The organism is Novipirellula aureliae, assembly GCF_007860185.1.
GTDB lineage: Bacteria > Planctomycetota > Planctomycetia > Pirellulales > Pirellulaceae > Novipirellula_A > Novipirellula_A aureliae.
This window is the reverse complement of record NZ_SJPY01000003.1, coordinates 129770-147909: the sequence shown is the minus strand read 5'-3', so window position 1 is coordinate 147909 and position 18140 is coordinate 129770. Positions and strand designations below refer to the sequence as shown.

Sequence of the window (18140 nt, the reverse complement as noted above, 5' to 3'; positions counted from 1 at the left end):
GAGAACGGTGTGGACTGTGCGCACAGACCGCCCTTTTTCTCAACGCGAACTGTCTATCAGCAATGCGTTTGAAACGCCCCAAACTCTTCACTGCGATTACGCTAGCAACGCTTGCTTCGGCAATGTTTGCTACCGGTGCGCGTGGACTTGATGCACAGCCGTCCGACGATTCTGTTCTGGAAGGTTTCCAAAAGACGCAAGGCGATGACGCATTTCAGTGGTGGAACGCGTTGATCAAAGGATCAATATTACCTCAGCCTCACTTCGTCTCCTTCGATTTGAATACAATCTTGATCGATACGCTCAATCACAGCCCGCGGATTCTAGGTGTTTCGAACCGGGCGAGTATGGCGTTGGAGCAAGTGGTGCAGCAAGACGCCGCCTTCGATGCGATGATGCTCTTTGAAACGAACGCAGGTCATACCAATGATCCCGTCGGCAACACCCTGACCACGGGTGGTCCGCCTCGATCGATCCAAGACAGCTTTTCAGCCAGTGCCGGAATTCGCCGAACAAGTCGCGACGGCACAACGGTTGACCTTTCGCAAGAGCTTGGCACGCTCAACAGCAATAGCCTGTTTTTCTCTCCGACCGATCAAGGAAATTCGCGTCTGAGTTTAAGCCTCTCGCGTCCGCTGCTCGCACGCGGAGGTCAAGTTTACACCGAGCGGCTGTTGACGAACGCCCAAATTGAATCGGGAATCTCGTGGCAAGAGATGCGGCGTGATGTCGAGAAACGTATCGCCGAAGTCATGATTGCCTATTGGGAACTCTATCAATCACGTTGTCATTTCCTGCAGCAACAAAAACTGATCGAGCGTGGTGTGGAAATCGAACGCGTGATCCAAGGCCGCTGTGACTTTGATTCGAGTCGAATTGAACGCACCAAGACTCGAGGACGCATCGCCCGCCGAGTCGATCAAGTGATTGAAGCGGAGGCTCAAGTGCGTCGCCAACAAGCGCGTTTGGCAATGCTGGTCGGCAGCGAAGCATTGGCCGAGGCGGAGAGCCGTGTCGAAATGATTCCAACCGATCTTCCGCTGGCCGAACCATTCGTCTACGACCTGCGGAGTGCCGTTTTGGTCGGACTCAAAAAACGTCCCGAAGTCCGTGCGGCAGCTGGTCAACTCGAGTCGGCTGCATTGGCGCTTCGCATCAGCCGCAACCAACTATTGCCTCAACTCGACGCGGTGATCGACGGCTATTTGGCAGGACTCAACGGAAACTACGCGATCTTCCGATCCTTTTCGGATCAATTCAGTAATCTGCAGCCTGGCATCAGCGCTGGACTTCAATACGAGCTGCCAAGAGGCAATCGGTTTGCGCGGTCGCGCAACCGCGAAGCAATGTTTTTGTATCGTCAAAGGGCCGAGGAATTGCGTGAAGCGATTCAACTCACACGAGCGGAAATTGAATCGGCCGTCATCAACGTCCAAACCGCGATCGATCAGCAGCAAAGCAAACGTGAAATGGTGTTGACTGCAACCGCCGAAGAAGAAATCTTGACACAGCGATACCTGCTACTCGGCGGTGACGGATCGCGAGTCGGATTGGTTCTGGAGAACTTACTTGATGCCCAACAACGCCGTGCCGATGCCGAACGAGCATGGGTCTCGACTCAGGTGCAGTACCTCGTCTCACTCATTGAGCTACAACGTGCAATGGGCAATCTATTAGTGCATGAATCGATTGAAACCGTTCGTGATACCTGCGACAACCAAGTGAACCTATTTCGCATATCCGAGTCAGAACACCCCTTGCCTACCCAGCCCAATGATTACGACAATAGCCGCGAGTTGATTGAAACCTCTGAGATGATCGATGTGGAATCGGCAAAACCGGTTGATCGGTTTGATTCATCCAAAAACACTCAACCACAAACACAAAGCTCGACAGTTCAATCTCCAAGTGTGGGGGGCGCTCTGCACGAAACGGGGCTTATTGAAACGATCGTCGAAAGGGGCGGCCCTCAATGAGCTACCTCAACTTTAGGATTCGTTTGCCTCTTGCGTTGACGCTGTTGCTCTTGGGCATCGGCTTGGCCAAAAGATCGTATGCACAAAGCGGTCTTCATGCACCGGCACAAACGCTTGTTTATGATGGCTTCACACGGCCGCTTTACGATGTGATGGTCGCGGCATCCGAAGCAGGGATCCTACGCTCGGTCCTCGTCGAAGAGGGTGACTCGGTCGAAAAGGACCAAGTCATCGCTCGATTAGACGATGAAATGCAGCGGTCGGCGGTAGAAATCGCGGCGCGTCAGGCATCGATGAAGGGGGCCGTCGATGCAGCCGTTGCAGAACGATTGCTGCAAGAACAACGCCTTCGTATGCTCCGTGAACTTGAAGCCAAAAACATGTCACGTCCGGATGAGGTTCGCCGAGCCGAAGCCGACTTCAGCATTGCCAAAGCCAAGTTGACCTCCGCAGAAGAACAAATGGAGCTGAGAAAACTAGAACTCGAACGCTACCAATTGCAACTTGAGCGGCGACAAATCCGTGCTCCTAGCAAGGGCATTATCTCACACTTGTTTCTCGACCGTGGTGAGTTCGTTTCACCGAACGAGCCCGTCGTCGCCCGCTTGTTGGTCGTCGACCGAATCGTCGGGATCTTCAATGTCCCAGCAGAAGAGATCCGTTTTCTATCGGTCGGTTCTCCCGCACGAGTCTATTTTCGAAGCACAGGCGCTACGTTGGCGACAACCATCCACAGCATCGCGCCCAATATCGATGGCGAAAGTGGTACCGTAATGGTACGGGTAGAACTCGACAACGCCAATCAAATGATCTTAGCAGGCGATCGATGCACGCTGACACTGAATCGTGCACCGAGCGGAAACGCAATTCACCGCAAAAGCAATTTCGAGCAATCTTTTCAGGCGAAAGAGCGTCCAAGGGAGGTTCTTTCACGTTGAGCCCTGTTGATCCTCTACTGACGTTCGCTACCCAATCGACCCTGAGCGTGTCGATCGGTAGTGATGCGCAAACACCTCTTGAAATGCCAGTCGCGTCAATCGAACAACAGCCTGAAGCTCAGCGAGAGCCAATCGAGCACGCAATCGAAAATGACGATTCCCAACGAACGGACTCGAGTCTTCGAACGGACTCATCGCCTCCGGCACAGCTTGGTCAATTGTTCGAAATACTTGGTGCAATGGCTTCCTCGGAAACCCGCTCGGACGCGATTCGCTCGTTGACCACCGAATTGGCACGTCAATTTCCCGGAACCACCGTCCGCTGTGGAATTGGTGGTGATCGGCTTCGACGACTTTATGATCACCGACTCGGCTGGCTCGGCCCTGGTAGTTCGCCGCATCAAATGGCAGCGAAATACTGGAACGACGCCGAACTTGACCGCACCGGGGTCACCGAGACGAATGAGTCACTGGTGATATGCTTGCCTCGCATCGACCGCTCAATGACCTGCGTTGTATGGATTCATCCCCTCCGAAAGTCGCAAGTCTTTACCGAATGGTTACGTGCAATCGATCAAACCTTGGCGACCGTGTTTTGGAGTCGGCCCCAGCATACCCTCCCCAAGGCGATTCGAAATCTGACACGCCGCTCCCTGTTGTTTATCGCCGTCACGATCTTCTTCCTGGGACTCGTCTCATTGTGGCCGGTCCGTTACCGCATCGCATGTACGGCGCGAGTCAAACCGATGAGCCAACGGATGGTCGCCGCTCCTTTCGAAGCGGTGTTGTTGTCCTCGCGGATAAAACCGGGGACATCGGTGAGGGCAGGCGACGTGCTCGCTTCGCTCGATGGACGTCCGTTACGCATGGAACGAGAAGCGATTGCGGCAGAGATTCAACAAGCAGCGAAGGAACACGATACCGCATTGGCGACCGGAAAAGTTGCCGAGGCACAACAAGCCAAGCTGCGACAACGGCAATTGATGCGGTCCTTCGAGTTATTGTCAGATCGCTTGAATCGACTCCAAATCGTCAGCCCCATTGATGGAATCGTGATCAGCGGTGAGCTAAGCCAATTTGTCGGAGCGCCTTTGGAATTGGGCCAATCGCTATTCGAAATCGCTCCGCTTGAAAGCATGACGATCGAAGTTGAAATCCCCGCTTACGAAATTGGCTATGTCAAAGCGAACGCCGATACTCGCATCCGCTTCCCGGCGGTCGGGGGTCGCTCGATCGAAGCACCATTGTCCGAACTCTACCCCGCTGCGGAAATCCGCGATGACCAAAACATCTTCATCGGAAAAGTGGAAGTCGAAAACCGAGACGGAAAACTGAGGCCCGGCTTAAAGGGAAACGCTACCACCTACGGGCCCATTCGCCCTTGGGTTTGGTCTTGGATACGAAGTAAGTTTGAACGAATTGTTTGGTGGAGTGGGTATTAGTGATGTGGCATTTGGATGGTGCGTGAGTTGGATAGGGTGAGTTGGATGGATGACGTGAAACAATGACAACACCGAATGTTATTCTGGATGCGGAGGTCGAGTTCTCGACTTCGGAATCGAGCGGACGGACCGCTTACATCGCTCATCACCAAGCGACCGGAAAGTTCTTTCAATTCGGAAGTGAGGAATACCGTATCGCAATGTTGCTTGATGGCGTGCGTGACATCACGGAAATTCACTCGCTATTACTGGAAGAAGGCATCGATTGGGACCGAGAAGATGTCGCCAAGCTTATTGCTGAATTGGTGAAATCAAACCTGGCCGTTGTCGGCGGAGCCAATTCGCAGTCCGCATCCGCGACGCCGACTGAGTTCGCATTGGCCACCGCAAACAACCCCTGCATCGAGTCGGCCCCAAAAGCAAACGCACCGTTCGCAAGCCCTCCCGCCGCCGAGCCTCCTCCGTCTGCCGTGGGCCCTCCGCCTGCTGTGGGCCCTCCGCATGAGGGACTTTTTCGGCGTTCGCTGGCCTACTTGCCGTTATTGATCTCCCAACGCATCCCGCTGTTTCATGGTGATGCCTATGCCGCCTGGCTTGACCGTCGCATCGGACGGTTGTTCGATCCGCTGGGAATCGCCATCTGGAGTATGCTTGTTTCGAGCGGTTTGTTCGTTGTCTACGGTCATTGGCGAGCATTCGCAGCCGAAATGCGGCATCTGTTTGATCCCCAGCTATGGCCTGTGACGGTGACCATTCTGATTCTAGCGAAGATCCTCCACGAGTCGGGACATGCGGCAACGGCTAAACATCATGGCATCAAGGTGGGTGATATTGGCATCACGTTCTTTTTCCTTGCCCCGCTTGCTTATGTCGACGTCACGGATGCGTGGCGACTAAAAAATCGTTTTTCGAGAATCCAAATAGGCCTTGGGGGCGTTTACTTGGAACTAGCGGTCGCCGCCATCGTCGCTTGGACCTGGTGGCTCTTACCCGATGGCTATGCAAAGCATCTAGCGGCACAAGTCTTTTTGATCGTTGGTCCCGCCACGCTCATCGTCAATGCCAATCCATTGCTTCGGCTGGATGGCTACTACGTCGTCTCCGACTTGGTCGGTATCCCCAATCTAAGAATGCATGGGCGGCGTGACCTTGGGGCATACTTAGAATGGTTGTTCTTTGCAGTCCCACGCCGGCGTTCACTGTTGATCGGATGGCAGTATTGGTTTGGCATCTCGCACGCTCTCGCCAGTGTCATCTTTCAGTTTTTTTGGATGGGCGGACTGGTTATTGGGGTTGCGATGTGGGACCGGGGAGTCGGAATCCTGTTGGCCACTGCCGCTCTACTGGTCTGGTTCGTCCTACCCACTGTCCGTTGGCTAAGCAAAATTTGGATGCTCGAGCCTGGTGATCGTTTTTTCATGAATCGATATCGGCATCGATTGTTGTTCTACGTCACCTTGCTCGTGGCTGCGTTCCCCTACATCGCGATCTGTCCATCGCCACTCGACCGCCGCGTTGCGGTCATCGTCCGCTTTCAAGATGAACAAATCGCTCGCTCGCCAAGCGACGCCTTTGTCGAAAATGTTCTGGTACAGCACGGCGAGTTTGTCGAAGTAGGCAAGTTATTGGTACATCTTTCCGATCCCGACTTGATTTTGCGGAGAGACAAAAAAGCAGACGACTTCGAGCTGGCTCGGATGAGAGCGATTCAGTCCCGACAGAAGGGCGAATTGTCGCGAGCGGCCGCCTTCGCTGAACACGCGCAATCACTTGCTCGCCAACTAGCCGAACTCGATAACCAAGTCTCCCAGCTAACCATCTACGCCTCGCGCGACGGATACATCTTATCCAGCCGAATGGAATATTTGACTGGCGCGTTTGTGAAACGAGGACAAGAAATACTGCGTGTCTCGGATCCTCGTGAGAAGGAACTGTTGGCGTTAATCCCTGAACGCGATATCGTTGCCTATCAGCAGGCGAGCGAAGGGAATTGGGAAGCCAATGTTCGGCTTCGTGGTGGAAAATCAATCGTTGCCCGCCCCGGTCCCCTACGTCCGCGAGCGTTTCAAACGCTAGCCCATCCTGCATTTGCAGCCACTTCGGGTGGGCCATTGGCGGTCGAACCATCGCCAGACGAAGGGAACGATCTTCGGTTGGTCAACGCTCATCTCGAGAGCATCAGCAAGCTCGACCCGATCACCAGTGCGGAAGTTCGAGCGGGACAACTCGGGAAAATGACACTGGCCGATAATCGCCCACTTCTATCACGAATCATCGATTCCTTCTTTGCAGCATACCGCTAACGGTCTGCTATTTCTGTTAAACCGCCAGCCCATCAGGCCGCTCGTTTCCTATCAGAGCCACGCGCCGATGGCGATTGTCGCTCCGCTGGAAAGGTCCAATTCGATCAAAGGCCCAATTCGTTCCGTGTCAATCGATGAAGGCTGGCAGTTGGGGAGATGTCGATGGCGCGATGAGGGTAGCGGAGATAGCAAGGAGCGGTTTCTCCACGCTGGAACAATCGGAACTCTTTCGCCCATCGGATAAGACGAAATTTGTCGCCGATAACACGCGGACTGCGCGGGGCTGTCACACATTCGACGGCATGCAAGAGCAATCCGGCATTAATTTCTCAATTGCCCCGATTATCCCAGAACTAATTATTGACATAGGTGGATAAGTGGATAGATTAACGGGCTCAGGGCGAGAGGTTCGCCCAAATTACGCAGCCGTTAAAGCTTACTCGATTTTCTTCTGTTGCCTCACTGGCTGTGAGACGTATTTTGGAGGGTTACCCTAGATGAAAGCATCATTGCTTAAGACAGTGCTAAGCGTTTTCGCGACATTGGTGTTCGCAGTCAACGTTCAGGCGCAATGTGGTTCGTGCGGAGGCTGTGAAAGCGGCTCCGGTTGTGTTTCGTCCGACGCTTCTGGCGTTGTGATGGGCTCAGGTTCGGGTGCTTGCGGCCCAACCTATCAAACGCAGACCGTTATGCGGTCGCAAATGGTTACGGAGACCCGAATGGTCCCCACGACGACTTACCAACGTCAAACGCAAACCCGTATGCGTACGGTTAGCAAGCAAGTCGCACGAGTGGAAACTCGTTCGCAAGAGTACACTGTGATGGTTCCTTCGACTCAGACAAAGACTGAAACGTATACCGTCCAGGTTCCTGTTCCTTACACCGAAGAAGTGTCTTACACCGTTCAGGTGCCTGTCACGACCGAAGTTGAACAGTCCTACCAGGTCTGCGTTCCTTACACCGAAAACGTTGAGCAAACCTACACGGTACAGGTTCCCTACACGGAAACGAAGACCCAAACTTACATGGTCAACGTTCCTTACACCGAGCAAGTCGAGCAACAGTACACCGTTTCGGTTCCTGTTCAAAAGACTCGCGAAGAAACCTACCAAGTCTGTGTTCCTTACACCGACACAGTAACTCAGGAATACACGGTTAACGTTCCTTATACCGAAACGCGTACTCAAGACTACACCGTCAACGTTCCTTACACCGAAACGGTTGAGCAAACTTACACGGTATCGGTTCCTTACACGGAGCAAGTCGCTCAGACTTACCAGGTCGCCGTTCCTTATACCGAACAAGTCGCCAAGACTTATCAAGTTCGCGTTCCTGTGCAGCAGACCCGGACTGCATACCGAACCGTGACAACTTGTGTGCCTGTGACCACGATGAAGACGGTTACCAAGGACATGGGCAGCTACCAATGCCAAGCCGTTGCTTCTAGCAGTAGCGTTTGCGGAAGTCGTAGCGGAATCCTTGGCGGTTGTGGTCTTCTCGGCAAACGAGGCGGCTGTGGTTGCGGATCCGCATGTGGTTCAGCTTGCGGATCTTCCTGTGGCTCCGCTTGCGGTTCGTCCGCTTGTGCTCCACAAGTTTCGTACCGTCGCGTTTACGTTCCGAACCCTGTTTGCGTGCAAGTCCCCACAACGACTTACCAACGCCAAACTCAACGAGTTCCTTACACCTACACGACGACCAGCTACACTTGCCAAACGCAAACTCGCATGGTTCCTGTCACCAAGATGCGATGCGAAACTCGTACTCGTATGGTGAACGTTACGAAGTACCGAACGGAGCAACGTACGCGTTCAGTCCAAGTCCAAAAGTGCCGTCAAGAAACGCGTACTCGTGAGTACCAAGTTCAATTGTGCCGTCAAGAAACTCGCACCCGCGAAGTTCCTGTCACTCGCACACGTATGGAAACTCGCACCCGCGAAGTTCCTTACTGCGAAATGACGACCGAAACACGTAGCCGCATGGTTACCGTCAACAAGTGCCGTCAAGAAGAGCGTACTCGCGAATACCAAGTCACAAAGTATCGCACGGAAACCAAAACCCGTAGCGTTCCTGTGACTCGTACGAAGATGGAGACTCGCACTCGCAAGGTTCCTCAAACGACCATGAAGACTGAAACCCGTACTCGTACGGTCAACAAGACTCGTATGGAATCGCAAGAGAAAACTCGCGAAGTAAGCTACACGGTCTGCACTCCTGAAACTCGTACCCGTACCTACAACGTCACGGTTTACGATACCGTTCAAGAGGAAGTGCCAGAAACTTACACCGTTTGTGTTCCAGTGCAAACGATGAAAGAAGTTCAAGTTCAAACTTGCCAGCAGGTTCCAACGACGATCCAAGTTCCTGTCTACAACACTCAACCAGCCGTTTCGTCTGGTTGTAGCAGCTGTGGTGGTGCGGTCATGCAATCGGCTCCCGTCATGCAGTCCGCTCCGATGGCAACCGGTGCTGGTTGCGTCAACTGCGGCAACTAATTTGCTCGCTCTCGCGAATTTTGGTTAACCCTTCGAGCGTCGCGTTGACGTGAGAAACAGGAGTAGCCCCGGAAAGCAACGTGTTTTCCGGGGCTTCTTTCGTGCCATCTCGACAAAATTCGTGTACCAAAGGAGATTACGCCGCTCGAAATAATACTTGATTGCGAGGGACGCTGGTCAGTGCTTCATGGCCATAGGTTGTCAGCATGGCGTCGGCGACTTCAAAGCCATGACGGAACAAGAGACTGAACTCATGATGCGTCAGCCGGCGGAGAGTCGTTTCCATCTGCGCCGCAGCATGGACTTCATCGTCGGACAGGGCAGGCTTCCCTTTGCGCGGACCTCGAGAATAGATCTTTTTGGTCGCCAACCCCAACCGCAAATAGGCTCCCGTACCAGGGTTCTGTTTGAAATAGTCAATCAACATTCGAGCCCGAAGACTTCGGACTTGATCCGTTGCGATGTCCACCAACCGCATCGAAGCTTTCAAGTAACCAGGCCTCCATCGCGATTGTCGCGTTTCGGCAGACAAGGGACGCGATGCATCGCAAACAATCAAAAAATCGGTGCCCTCACGTAGCCCTTCGCCAGGCTTGAAGAGGGACTCGACTCCTAAGTTGTCATAGACACCACCATCCCAAAGATGGAGTCGCTTGTATCTCGGCGAGATACTTTGCCACTGTTGATCAGCGTACTCACACCAAGCGTGATGTCGCGACCGCACCACGAGTGGCCCGATTAGGCCGGGAACCGCTGCCGAGGCCGCCAAGGCGTGCGATAGACGAAAGTCAGGATCCGAGACATATTTGGTTTGATAGTCTCCCATCAACTCCCGCTCGAAACGCCAATTTTTGCCCGTTTGGTAACAGGTTGCGTTAATGATCCAGCGTGGCGTGATTGGCAAATCCGACAACGAACCGGCGATCCCCCATTTGCTCTTCAAGGCGTCACCGAGTACCGATGCTCGCCCCAATGCGAGTCGCCATGGCAACAAAAGGGACTTTAGAATGTAGGTTCGCTGCAGATTTTGCGTCGTCAACAGCGCAAGACATCGTGGCACAACCTCATGCAAATATTCGTCGCTCGCGGGCCAACGCAATCCGGCCGACGTAAAGACAAGCCCAGCTGCCAAACTGCCCCCGGATACGCTTGATAGGATCTTAACATCGCCCAACAAATCCTGACGAGCTAATCGTGCGAGGACGCCCAGATGAAACACCGTTGCGCGTACCCCTCCACCGGAAAATGCAAGTGCGATCTTCATGAATACTTGAGCAGGAGGTGAGAAACGAGTGTCATTGGGTTTCAATCTCAGTGGAATACGAAGAGGATTCAGCCTTCAGACTAGCATCCCATCGATCGGCAAATCCATATCAATCTTCAGCGCTGCGTTCCTTGGATACCCTGGTTCGCCACAATGAGAGAGCACGGGTGCTTTGCCAACATTTGAACATGGGGTAGGCATCCTGCCTGCCAACTCGTAACTCTTAGAAAACGCAGGCTAAAAGCCTACGCCACGAAAAAGCATGATAAAGCATCAGGACGCCTGCGGTTTCACGAGCGAGTAGATGTCTTCAAGGATGAGGTATAGGCAAGGGACGAGCAACAGAATAATGCAGGTTGAAAACATGATCCCAAAACCTAGGGAAATTGCCATCGGAATGATGTACTGCGCTTGCAGCGACTTTTCAAAAATCAGGGGCACCAGACCGCCAAAGGTGGTCAACGTGGTCAGCATGATGGGGCGGAAACGACGCAATCCCGCTTGCGTGATCGCTTCATGGGCTGAAAACTCGCGGCGACGCCGGTTGGCATAGTCGATCATGATGAGTGAATCGTTGATGACGACCCCCGAAAGGGCAATGACCCCCATAAAGCTGACCAGCGACAAATCGTACCCGAGCAACACATGCCCGATCACGGCACCAACAATGCCAAACGGGATCGCGACCAAAACGATCAAGGGTTGAATATAACCGCGAAACGCAATCGCTAGCAGCGAATAGATCACCGCGAGTGCCAGCGAGAACGATCCCCACAAGGAAGCGGTCGCCGCCCGCATTTCTGCGCCGCTACCTTCGAAACTCCATGTGATCCCAGGAAAATCTTCGCGTAATTGCGGCAGTTCTTTGTTGTTTAATGCATCGAGCAATTGTCCAGCCGCTCGTTTCGGTTCGACGTCCATTGAAACGCTGATGACCCGACGGCCATCGCGGCGGTTGATCGACGAAAACGCTACATTGCGGTCGAATTCGGCAACGTCCAACAGTGGTACTTCGGTTCCCGATGGAGTTCGGATAATTAAATCCTCTAAGTTGTAGATGTCTTGACGTTCGTTTTCGGGCAACTTGACGCGAACTTCAATTTCATTGGTGCCACGAATCAATCGAAGTGCCATGGATCCAAAAAAGGCGCCCCGCAATTGCTCGCCGAGCTCTTCATCGGTCAACCCCAACGCTCGTCCCTCGGGCCGAAGCTTAAAGTCATATTGCGTCTTGCCACGGTTGTAACTATCGCTGGCATCACGGGTATACGAATACTTCTTTACCCTCGAGACGAAGGCGGTGGAGGCTTTTTCCAACGTATCGATATCTCGATGGCTAAAATCGATCGTGATGTCTCGACGACTGCCACCGGGGCCCCGTTCTGCTTCAAACGTTACTTGGTTCACTCCCGGCAGATCACCAATCGATTCCCTCCACAAATCGATCACTTGGTCCGCCGTCATGTCTCGTTCGTCGGGAGGTCGTAAAACAATTTCCACGTCAATGAAGCTGTCGCCTCGCACGTTTGTTTTTATTCCCTCGGCAACCTCGTAGAGGTTATGCTCTTCGAACATCCTCATGCTTGCGGCGGTGACCGCCTCGGCGATCTCGGCTGCTTGTTCCGGTGTGGTCCCAACCGGCATTCGCACCCCCGCTTCAATCTCATCTGCCGAGACTGCGGGCATCAAAATCATTCCCATGTGTGCACTCGTTGCATAGCCAGCAATGATGATGAAAAGAGCTAACGCAATCGACGCGACAACGTAGCGGAATCGCAAACACAATTTCAATATCGGTCCAAAACTCCATTCAACGAACCGGTTGAACAATGCACTGAACCCCTGTTGAACGTGATGCAGACGCCCGCCGACACTGGTTCGACTTCGTCTCCCCTTACGGGCGTGAGCCAAGTGGGCAGGCAGAATAAAGAGCGATTCAAGCAAGGAAAGCGATAAGACGATGATCACGACGATCGGGAGAGGCGCCCAGAACTTTCCGGTTTCGCCGGGAATGAACAATAATGGGACAAACGCAACGATGTTTGTCAGAATACTAAAGACGACTGGTCCCGATACATCACGCGTCCCTTCAATCGCAGCAACCTCGCTGTCTTCCTCGGTTTGCCTTTTCTCATAGACATTCTCGCCCACCACCACTGCATCATCAACGACAATCCCGAGCACCACCAAAAAGCCGAAAAGTGAAATCATGTTGATGCTGACGCCGACAACGGGCAAGAGCAGAATCCCGCCAACGAACGATATCGCCATCCCCGTCATCACCCAAAACGCCAATCGGAATTCGAGAAATAATGCCAGAATCACCATCACAATGACCACGGCCAACGCCGCATTGTTGAGCACAAGGAACAGTCGTCGCCGAAACTCCTCCGCATCATTACTATCAATTCGCCATTTGACGCCGGGTGGTAGCAACGCTTCAAACTCATGCATGGTCTTCTCGACCGCTTGGGCCACCTCGATCGGCGATTGAGAGCCCACGCGAAACACATCCAACTCAACCGACGGCGTGGCACTGAATTGAGAATGAAACCCGACATCATCAAACCCATCGCGAAGCGTGGCAATGTCACCGAGTGCGACCGACATACCTGTACGCCCGGATACAACCTCGATCGCTGCAAATTCATCCGCCCATTGCTTTCGCGCCTTCACACGGAGGAGAACTTCACCCGAATTCGTTTGTACCGAACCTGCGGCGACGTCACGACTGGCCGTCCGGATGACGTCGGCGACGTCGGACAACGTCAAGCCATATTCACGTAGTCGGCTGCGAGGAATCTCGACGTGAGTGACGTAGGCCGGTACACGCCGCAATTCGACTTGCGTGATTTCGTCGCTCGACTGCAATTGATCACGAAGCTGTTCCGCTAACTTCCGTAGAGCCCAAATGTCAATCGACCCGTACAACGCAATTTGCATCACTTCTTGTTGACGCGATTGCAATCGCACTTCGGGTTGCTCAATCTGTTGCGGGAAGGTACGGATGCGACCGATCGCTTGGTCGATGTCTTGAAACGCTTTCATGCGCTGCTCGCCAGCGACGATTTCAATGAAAACCTGACCACGCCCTTCGCGCGCTTGACTGGTGATTTCGCGTACACCTTCGACGCTGCGGATCGCTTCTTCGATCGGTCGCAGTATCCCCTGCTCCACCTCCTCCGGTGCTGCACCAGGATAGCCAACGTAGACCTCGACCACATCGAGTTGATATTGCGGAAAAACCTCTTTCTGCATCACAACGGCTGTCCAGGCGCCTCCGCCAAGTAACAGCAACATCAACAGATTAGCCGCGATCGAGTTACGAGCCATCCAAGCAATGGGCCCTCCGAGTGAACGAGCCTTATTCGGCCCATCGCTGTTCGGCCCATCGCTCGGTGGATTCGTCTGTTTTTCGCTCACTCGGCAACCTCCTCGGCAGCGTCTTCGTCGCCGAGATCGTCCCCTTCGATGCGGCGAAGCCCCACTCCGTCCGCCACCGTAGCAAGCGTCGTGATCACGACCTCCTCACCACTTGCGAGTCCTTTGCTGATGTAGGCATGATCGGCGTCGCGAAAATCGACCGTGACCTCACGGATTTGCAATTTGCCATCTTGCATGACCCAAACGGTATCTTGATTGCGGACATAATCGCGGTTCAATCGAACCACATCCTCGATAGCACGTCCTTCCATTTCGGCTTCAATCAGCGATCCCAGAATCAATGGTGGCGAATGGGTCGTTTTTCCTAGCGGGTCGGCGACCGTGATCAGCACGCGAGCCAAACGAGTTCTTTCGTCGACCATGCCGATCATCCGTGAAACGACTGCATGACGTTCAGCCCCCGGAGGCCAGGCATCGGGGTTACGCAGGATCACGTTCGATCCTTCCGTATCCGAATCGGGGAACTGAACCCACCGCAGACTGCGAACCGGAACGGCCGCCATGATCCAGTATTCACGATCGCCAACCAATTGAGCCAAGTCGTCGCCGGGCGAGACCTGAGAGCCAACATTGACGCTCCGGCTCATGATGAGAGCATCGAACGGTGCCACGATGTTCGATCGGTCGAGCGTTAGCTTTGCGCGCTCGACGGCGGCTTCGGCTGCGTTGACTTCCGCCAGGATCGACGCAATCTGCGGAGCACGCAGCACCAACGCACGATTTGTGTCATCGATGGTTGCTTCCAACAGTTCGAGCTCCTTTTTGGCAAGGCTTTGACGGCCTTCTTCAATTTTCAGTGAAGCTTCTTTCTGTTCGAGTTCGCTTTTGCGGATCGACAATTCGTTTTCAAAATCGGCGGGATCGATTCGCAATAACAATTCTCCCTTTTCGACCATCCCTCCCGGTACAAAATTTGGCGACATCTCGATCACTTGACCCCCGACCCGAGATCCCAATACGATCTCGCGAGCGGGCTCGACCGTTCCCAGGACGACGATTTTAGGACGGTAGGTGCCGCGTTCCACCACCAAGGTTTCGACCAAAGCTGCGGACTTGCGGGTCGCATTGACTTGCTTTGCAGTCGGTTCGGTGTGGTTGATCACGACAATGGCACCCGCAGCGCCTGCTAAAATCGCGAGGCAACAGATCGCAGTCCCCAAAAAGCTTAGCCAACGTCGTGTCCTTGACGATTTCGCCCGCGAGCGAGAATCATCACTCATCAAAGATCATCTCCTCCGCTGCGATGATCGAATCGTCGACAGCAGAAATCTCGTTTTCGGTGGAATTTTGCACAGGTTCTTCCAATTCATCCAGTTCGGTAACACTCAAAACGAAATCGTCTTGCGGGCTGACATCAAAACCGCCAGCTAAGGCCAAGTATAGGGTAATCCGGATCAATCGTAATTCTAGTTGGGCGGAAAGCATCTCGCGCTGTAAACGTTGCTGGGCCGTGATTGCCGTCAAAACCGATAAATAGTCGGTATCTCCGATCAAGTATTGCTCGCGAAGTTGCTCTGACGCCTGACGGGCGAGTTCAACCTGGGCTTCGAGGTGCTCGAGTCGCTCGATCTGGTAGTGCTCCCGAGCCAAACTGTCCTCGACCTCCTGAAACGCAATCAACATCGTCTGACCGTATTCGTTAAACAGCTCGCAAGTCACCGCCGCCGTGCGGTCGACCTCCGCTCGGCGTTGACCGCCGTCGATCAACGGTGCGACCAATTGGCTGCCAATCGAAAGGAACCAATCGCGGAACACGGTCTCGGGACGTTCGGCGATGTTTAAGACCGAGCCGGTCAAACTGATACGAGGATACTGGGCGCTAATCGCAGCGGCCAAGTCCCGATCGGCCGCTTTGAACGCCAAATAGTCACGGCGAACATCGGGGCGGCGGCGAAGCAATTCCGATGGCAACCCCGTCGCTGGCAGAGGGGGCAATTCGGGTAGCGTCTCGCCTGGGCTGTAGCGAGCCGTCTGTGGAAGTTCGCCCAGCAACACCGCCATCTGGTGTTCAAGCACTTCGATTCGCGATTTCGCAACAACAGCTTGCTCCAAAGTCGATTCGACCAGTTGACGTTGGCGAAGCACGTCGGCACTGCGAATCAGCCCCTTCCCAAAACGAGATTCTTGGAAAATAAGTCCGGTCTTGTTCGTGTCGACTTGTTCCTCGATGAGTGAAACCTGGGCGTGAGCTTCAATCAGCGAAAACCAAGTACCTACGATTTCGGCCGAAAGCGTTAGTGCCAATGCATGATAGTCCTCGCGAGTCGCCGCAGCTCTTAGCCGCTGGGCGTCGACTCGCGACTCGATCTCGCCCCATACGTCGACTTGGTAAGCTGCATCAAGTCCCAATCGTGAAGTCAGCCGGGTTTCTCCAGGACCAAATAGCGTCGTCGCATTGGCAACACCATTGATGTCGGGAAAGAAATCGGATGCCTCTCGGCGAGCGATCGCGCTTGCGGCACCAAGGCGTTGCCGGGCAGCCGCCAATGTGAAACTGCCGCCGAGAGCTTCATTGACGCAATAACTGAGCTGTGGATCATCGAATTCCTGCCACCAACGGTCGGGAGGCGGGAAGTCGCCACTAGCTGAAAAGGGAGCGGGATCGTCCGTTCGAAACTTCCCCACAACCTCGCGGTTCGCGCATCCAACCACCGCCAGCAGCAACAATGCCACTGGCCACCAAGAAAATCTATCAAAAAATCGTGCGAAAACGGACATGTTCGACGTTGTACGATCCAGACCATTTCTCGCACAAGGTCAATGCCCTTGATCTGGTCTTTACCCATCTTCTGGTACGTGTCGCAATCCTTTCAGAATCATTCAAGCGGAACGAAAACCATTGACCCAGATGGCGTGTCAATCCCCACTTTTTAACAGCCCAGCGTTTGCCACGATTCCGTAAGTTGTCGTACGAACCATGGCTATCGGGCTGTCGATTTAATCGGTTTGACTCGACTGATTGTTTAACGCCAAGCCATAGGCGACCGATTATGGAAAAGCTGACGCCTTCGGCTAAGCGTTAAACGATTAAATCGACAGGCCGCTATCGCGAAAACGGCCGATTCACAGGGTATTTCCCAAACGGTTCACACAAACTCTTTGAATCCAACGAACTACTGAAATTTCGCCTGCTCATATGAATCATCGCGGGTGAACCGGCCCAATGATACCCGGCCCAATGATACCCGGCCAATGATACCCGGCCAATGATTACGAATCGGAGGTTGGCAGTGCTTGGGTATCGTTTGACGCCGGTTCGCTTGAATAGTGATCGTGCGAATCGTCGCAGTGGTCGTGGCCCGGTAGGTTCTCGATCGCAACGGCAATCCCCACTCCCAACAACAACGCCAAGGTCAGTTTACCACGATCGTGATCGTGAAAGGCAACTTCAGGCAACAAGTCGGCCAAGGCGATCCCGATGAAAAAGCCACCCGAAACCGCTAGTCCCCATCCCAGGACGGCTGATTGATCGGTGAAACGAGCCGCACCGAAGTAAAACAACGCAGCACCAATCGGACAGGCCAGCGAAAACAAAATATTGACGATGCTTTGGGCGCGAAGCGACCAATTTTGCTTGTTCATCACCGATGTGATCGCAAATGCATCGAGCGGCTTATGGAGCCCGACGGCCAAAAAGGTTCCGACACCGGCTAATCCCAACCACGGACTATGCACATTGTCGGCAATCACGCTACTCGCCAAGGCAACTCCGTCGACCAGGGTATGTAGTGCGAGTCCAAAGAATAGCCCCGCCCAACTGATTCCCTTCACCACCTGATTTTGCTTTTCGGTTTCTTCGCATGCGTAAGACTCGGCATCGTGTTCATGAGAATGGTCGTGATCGTGTTCATGTTCGTGGTGGGAATGATCGGAATGAACATGACCGTGCGAACAAACCGTATCGGCATCATCGACTGACACGGGCACGCTATGATCACACGTATGAAAGAGCCGGATGAGCAGGAACATCACGATCAAACCGGTCAAGGCTCCGTAACCCATTTTTGCGCTCGACGCCAGCGTCGTACTGGCGTGCGGCAGCAAATGCAATAGCGAGATTCCCAACATCAACCCACCAACGCTACTCATCAAAAGCTGAGTCCGTAGGTGTGTCATCCGCATGACATTCTGCAGATGTCCGCCGCCGATGGAAGCTAAGATAATCAGAACACAGTAGACAAAAATAAGACTGGCGGCTGAAAACATGAACGCAGGCTCGGGAAAAATCGGCAGCAATGGCAAACACAAAAAGATAAGCCATTGTCAAACGATTGCCTA

Annotated in this window: 10 protein-coding genes; 5 read left to right on the top strand and 5 right to left on the bottom strand. The window is 53.7% G+C overall.

Translation table 11 applies throughout. The features are described from left to right. Positions 1–62: 62 nt before the first annotated feature. The 5 genes from Q31b_RS09875 to Q31b_RS09855 all read left to right on the top strand — a co-directional run bounded on the left by Q31b_RS09875 (position 63) and on the right by Q31b_RS09855 (position 9154). Positions 63–1976 (top strand): TolC family protein, encoded by a 1914-nt coding sequence (locus Q31b_RS09875; protein WP_146599536.1) that lies wholly within the window; start codon positions 63–65, stop codon positions 1974–1976. Beyond that, positions 1973–2914 carry an efflux RND transporter periplasmic adaptor subunit gene (locus Q31b_RS09870; protein ID WP_146599535.1) on the top strand — a complete coding sequence of 314 codons (942 nt, stop codon included), beginning with the start codon at positions 1973–1975 and terminating at the stop codon, positions 2912–2914. Before Q31b_RS09875 ends, Q31b_RS09870 begins: the two co-directional genes overlap by 4 nt. Then, positions 2911–4356 (top strand): efflux RND transporter periplasmic adaptor subunit, encoded by a 1446-nt coding sequence (locus Q31b_RS09865; protein ID WP_197171299.1) that lies wholly within the window; start codon positions 2911–2913, stop codon positions 4354–4356. The genes Q31b_RS09870 and Q31b_RS09865 overlap by 4 nt, the downstream gene beginning before the upstream one ends. 62 nt (positions 4357–4418) lie before the next feature. Then, positions 4419–6659 (top strand): peptidase M50, encoded by a 2241-nt coding sequence (locus tag Q31b_RS09860; protein ID WP_146599533.1) that lies wholly within the window; start codon positions 4419–4421, stop codon positions 6657–6659. Positions 6660–7156: 497 nt separating this feature from the next. Further along, complete coding sequence (locus Q31b_RS09855) at positions 7157–9154, top strand: hypothetical protein (RefSeq protein ID WP_146599532.1); 1998 nt, start codon at positions 7157–7159, stop codon at positions 9152–9154. A gap of 136 nt (positions 9155–9290) precedes the next feature. Here the strand turns inward: Q31b_RS09855 and Q31b_RS09850 are convergent, their stop codons facing one another. The 5 genes from Q31b_RS09850 to Q31b_RS09830 form a co-directional block, all read right to left on the bottom strand. Then, the gene (locus Q31b_RS09850; protein WP_146599531.1) at positions 9291–10418 is read right to left on the bottom strand and encodes a patatin-like phospholipase family protein; all 1128 of its coding nucleotides are present in this window, start codon (positions 10416–10418) and stop codon (positions 9291–9293) included. Between the two features lie 273 nt (positions 10419–10691). Next, positions 10692–13751: an efflux RND transporter permease subunit gene (locus Q31b_RS09845; RefSeq protein WP_146599965.1), complete on the bottom strand. Its 3060-nt coding sequence runs from the start codon at positions 13749–13751 to the stop codon at positions 10692–10694. Positions 13752–13837: 86 nt separating this feature from the next. After that, complete coding sequence (locus Q31b_RS09840; protein ID WP_146599530.1) at positions 13838–15082, bottom strand: efflux RND transporter periplasmic adaptor subunit; 1245 nt, start codon at positions 15080–15082, stop codon at positions 13838–13840. Further along, positions 15075–16580, bottom strand: coding sequence for a TolC family protein (locus tag Q31b_RS09835; protein ID WP_146599529.1), 1506 nt, complete (start codon positions 16578–16580; stop codon positions 15075–15077). Before Q31b_RS09835 ends, Q31b_RS09840 begins: the two co-directional genes overlap by 8 nt. 492 nt (positions 16581–17072) lie before the next feature. Then, complete coding sequence (locus Q31b_RS09830) at positions 17073–18068, bottom strand: ZIP family metal transporter (protein ID WP_146599528.1); 996 nt, start codon at positions 18066–18068, stop codon at positions 17073–17075. Between the last annotated feature and the right edge of the window lie 72 nt (positions 18069–18140).

Coding starts and splice junctions, on each gene's coding strand:
- Q31b_RS09875 (WP_146599536.1), top strand. CDS start 63: ATGCGTTTGAAACGCCCCAAACTCTTCACTGCGATTACGCTAGCAACG.
- Q31b_RS09870 (WP_146599535.1), top strand. CDS start 1,973: ATGAGCTACCTCAACTTTAGGATTCGTTTGCCTCTTGCGTTGACGCTG.
- Q31b_RS09860 (WP_146599533.1), top strand. CDS start 4,419: ATGACAACACCGAATGTTATTCTGGATGCGGAGGTCGAGTTCTCGACT.
- Q31b_RS09855 (WP_146599532.1), top strand. CDS start 7,157: ATGAAAGCATCATTGCTTAAGACAGTGCTAAGCGTTTTCGCGACATTG.
- Q31b_RS09850 (WP_146599531.1), bottom strand. CDS start 10,418: ATGAAGATCGCACTTGCATTTTCCGGTGGAGGGGTACGCGCAACGGTG.
- Q31b_RS09845 (WP_146599965.1), bottom strand. CDS start 13,751: ATGGCTCGTAACTCGATCGCGGCTAATCTGTTGATGTTGCTGTTACTT.
- Q31b_RS09840 (WP_146599530.1), bottom strand. CDS start 15,082: ATGAGTGATGATTCTCGCTCGCGGGCGAAATCGTCAAGGACACGACGT.
- Q31b_RS09835 (WP_146599529.1), bottom strand. CDS start 16,580: ATGTCCGTTTTCGCACGATTTTTTGATAGATTTTCTTGGTGGCCAGTG.
- Q31b_RS09830 (WP_146599528.1), bottom strand. CDS start 18,068: ATGTTTTCAGCCGCCAGTCTTATTTTTGTCTACTGTGTTCTGATTATC.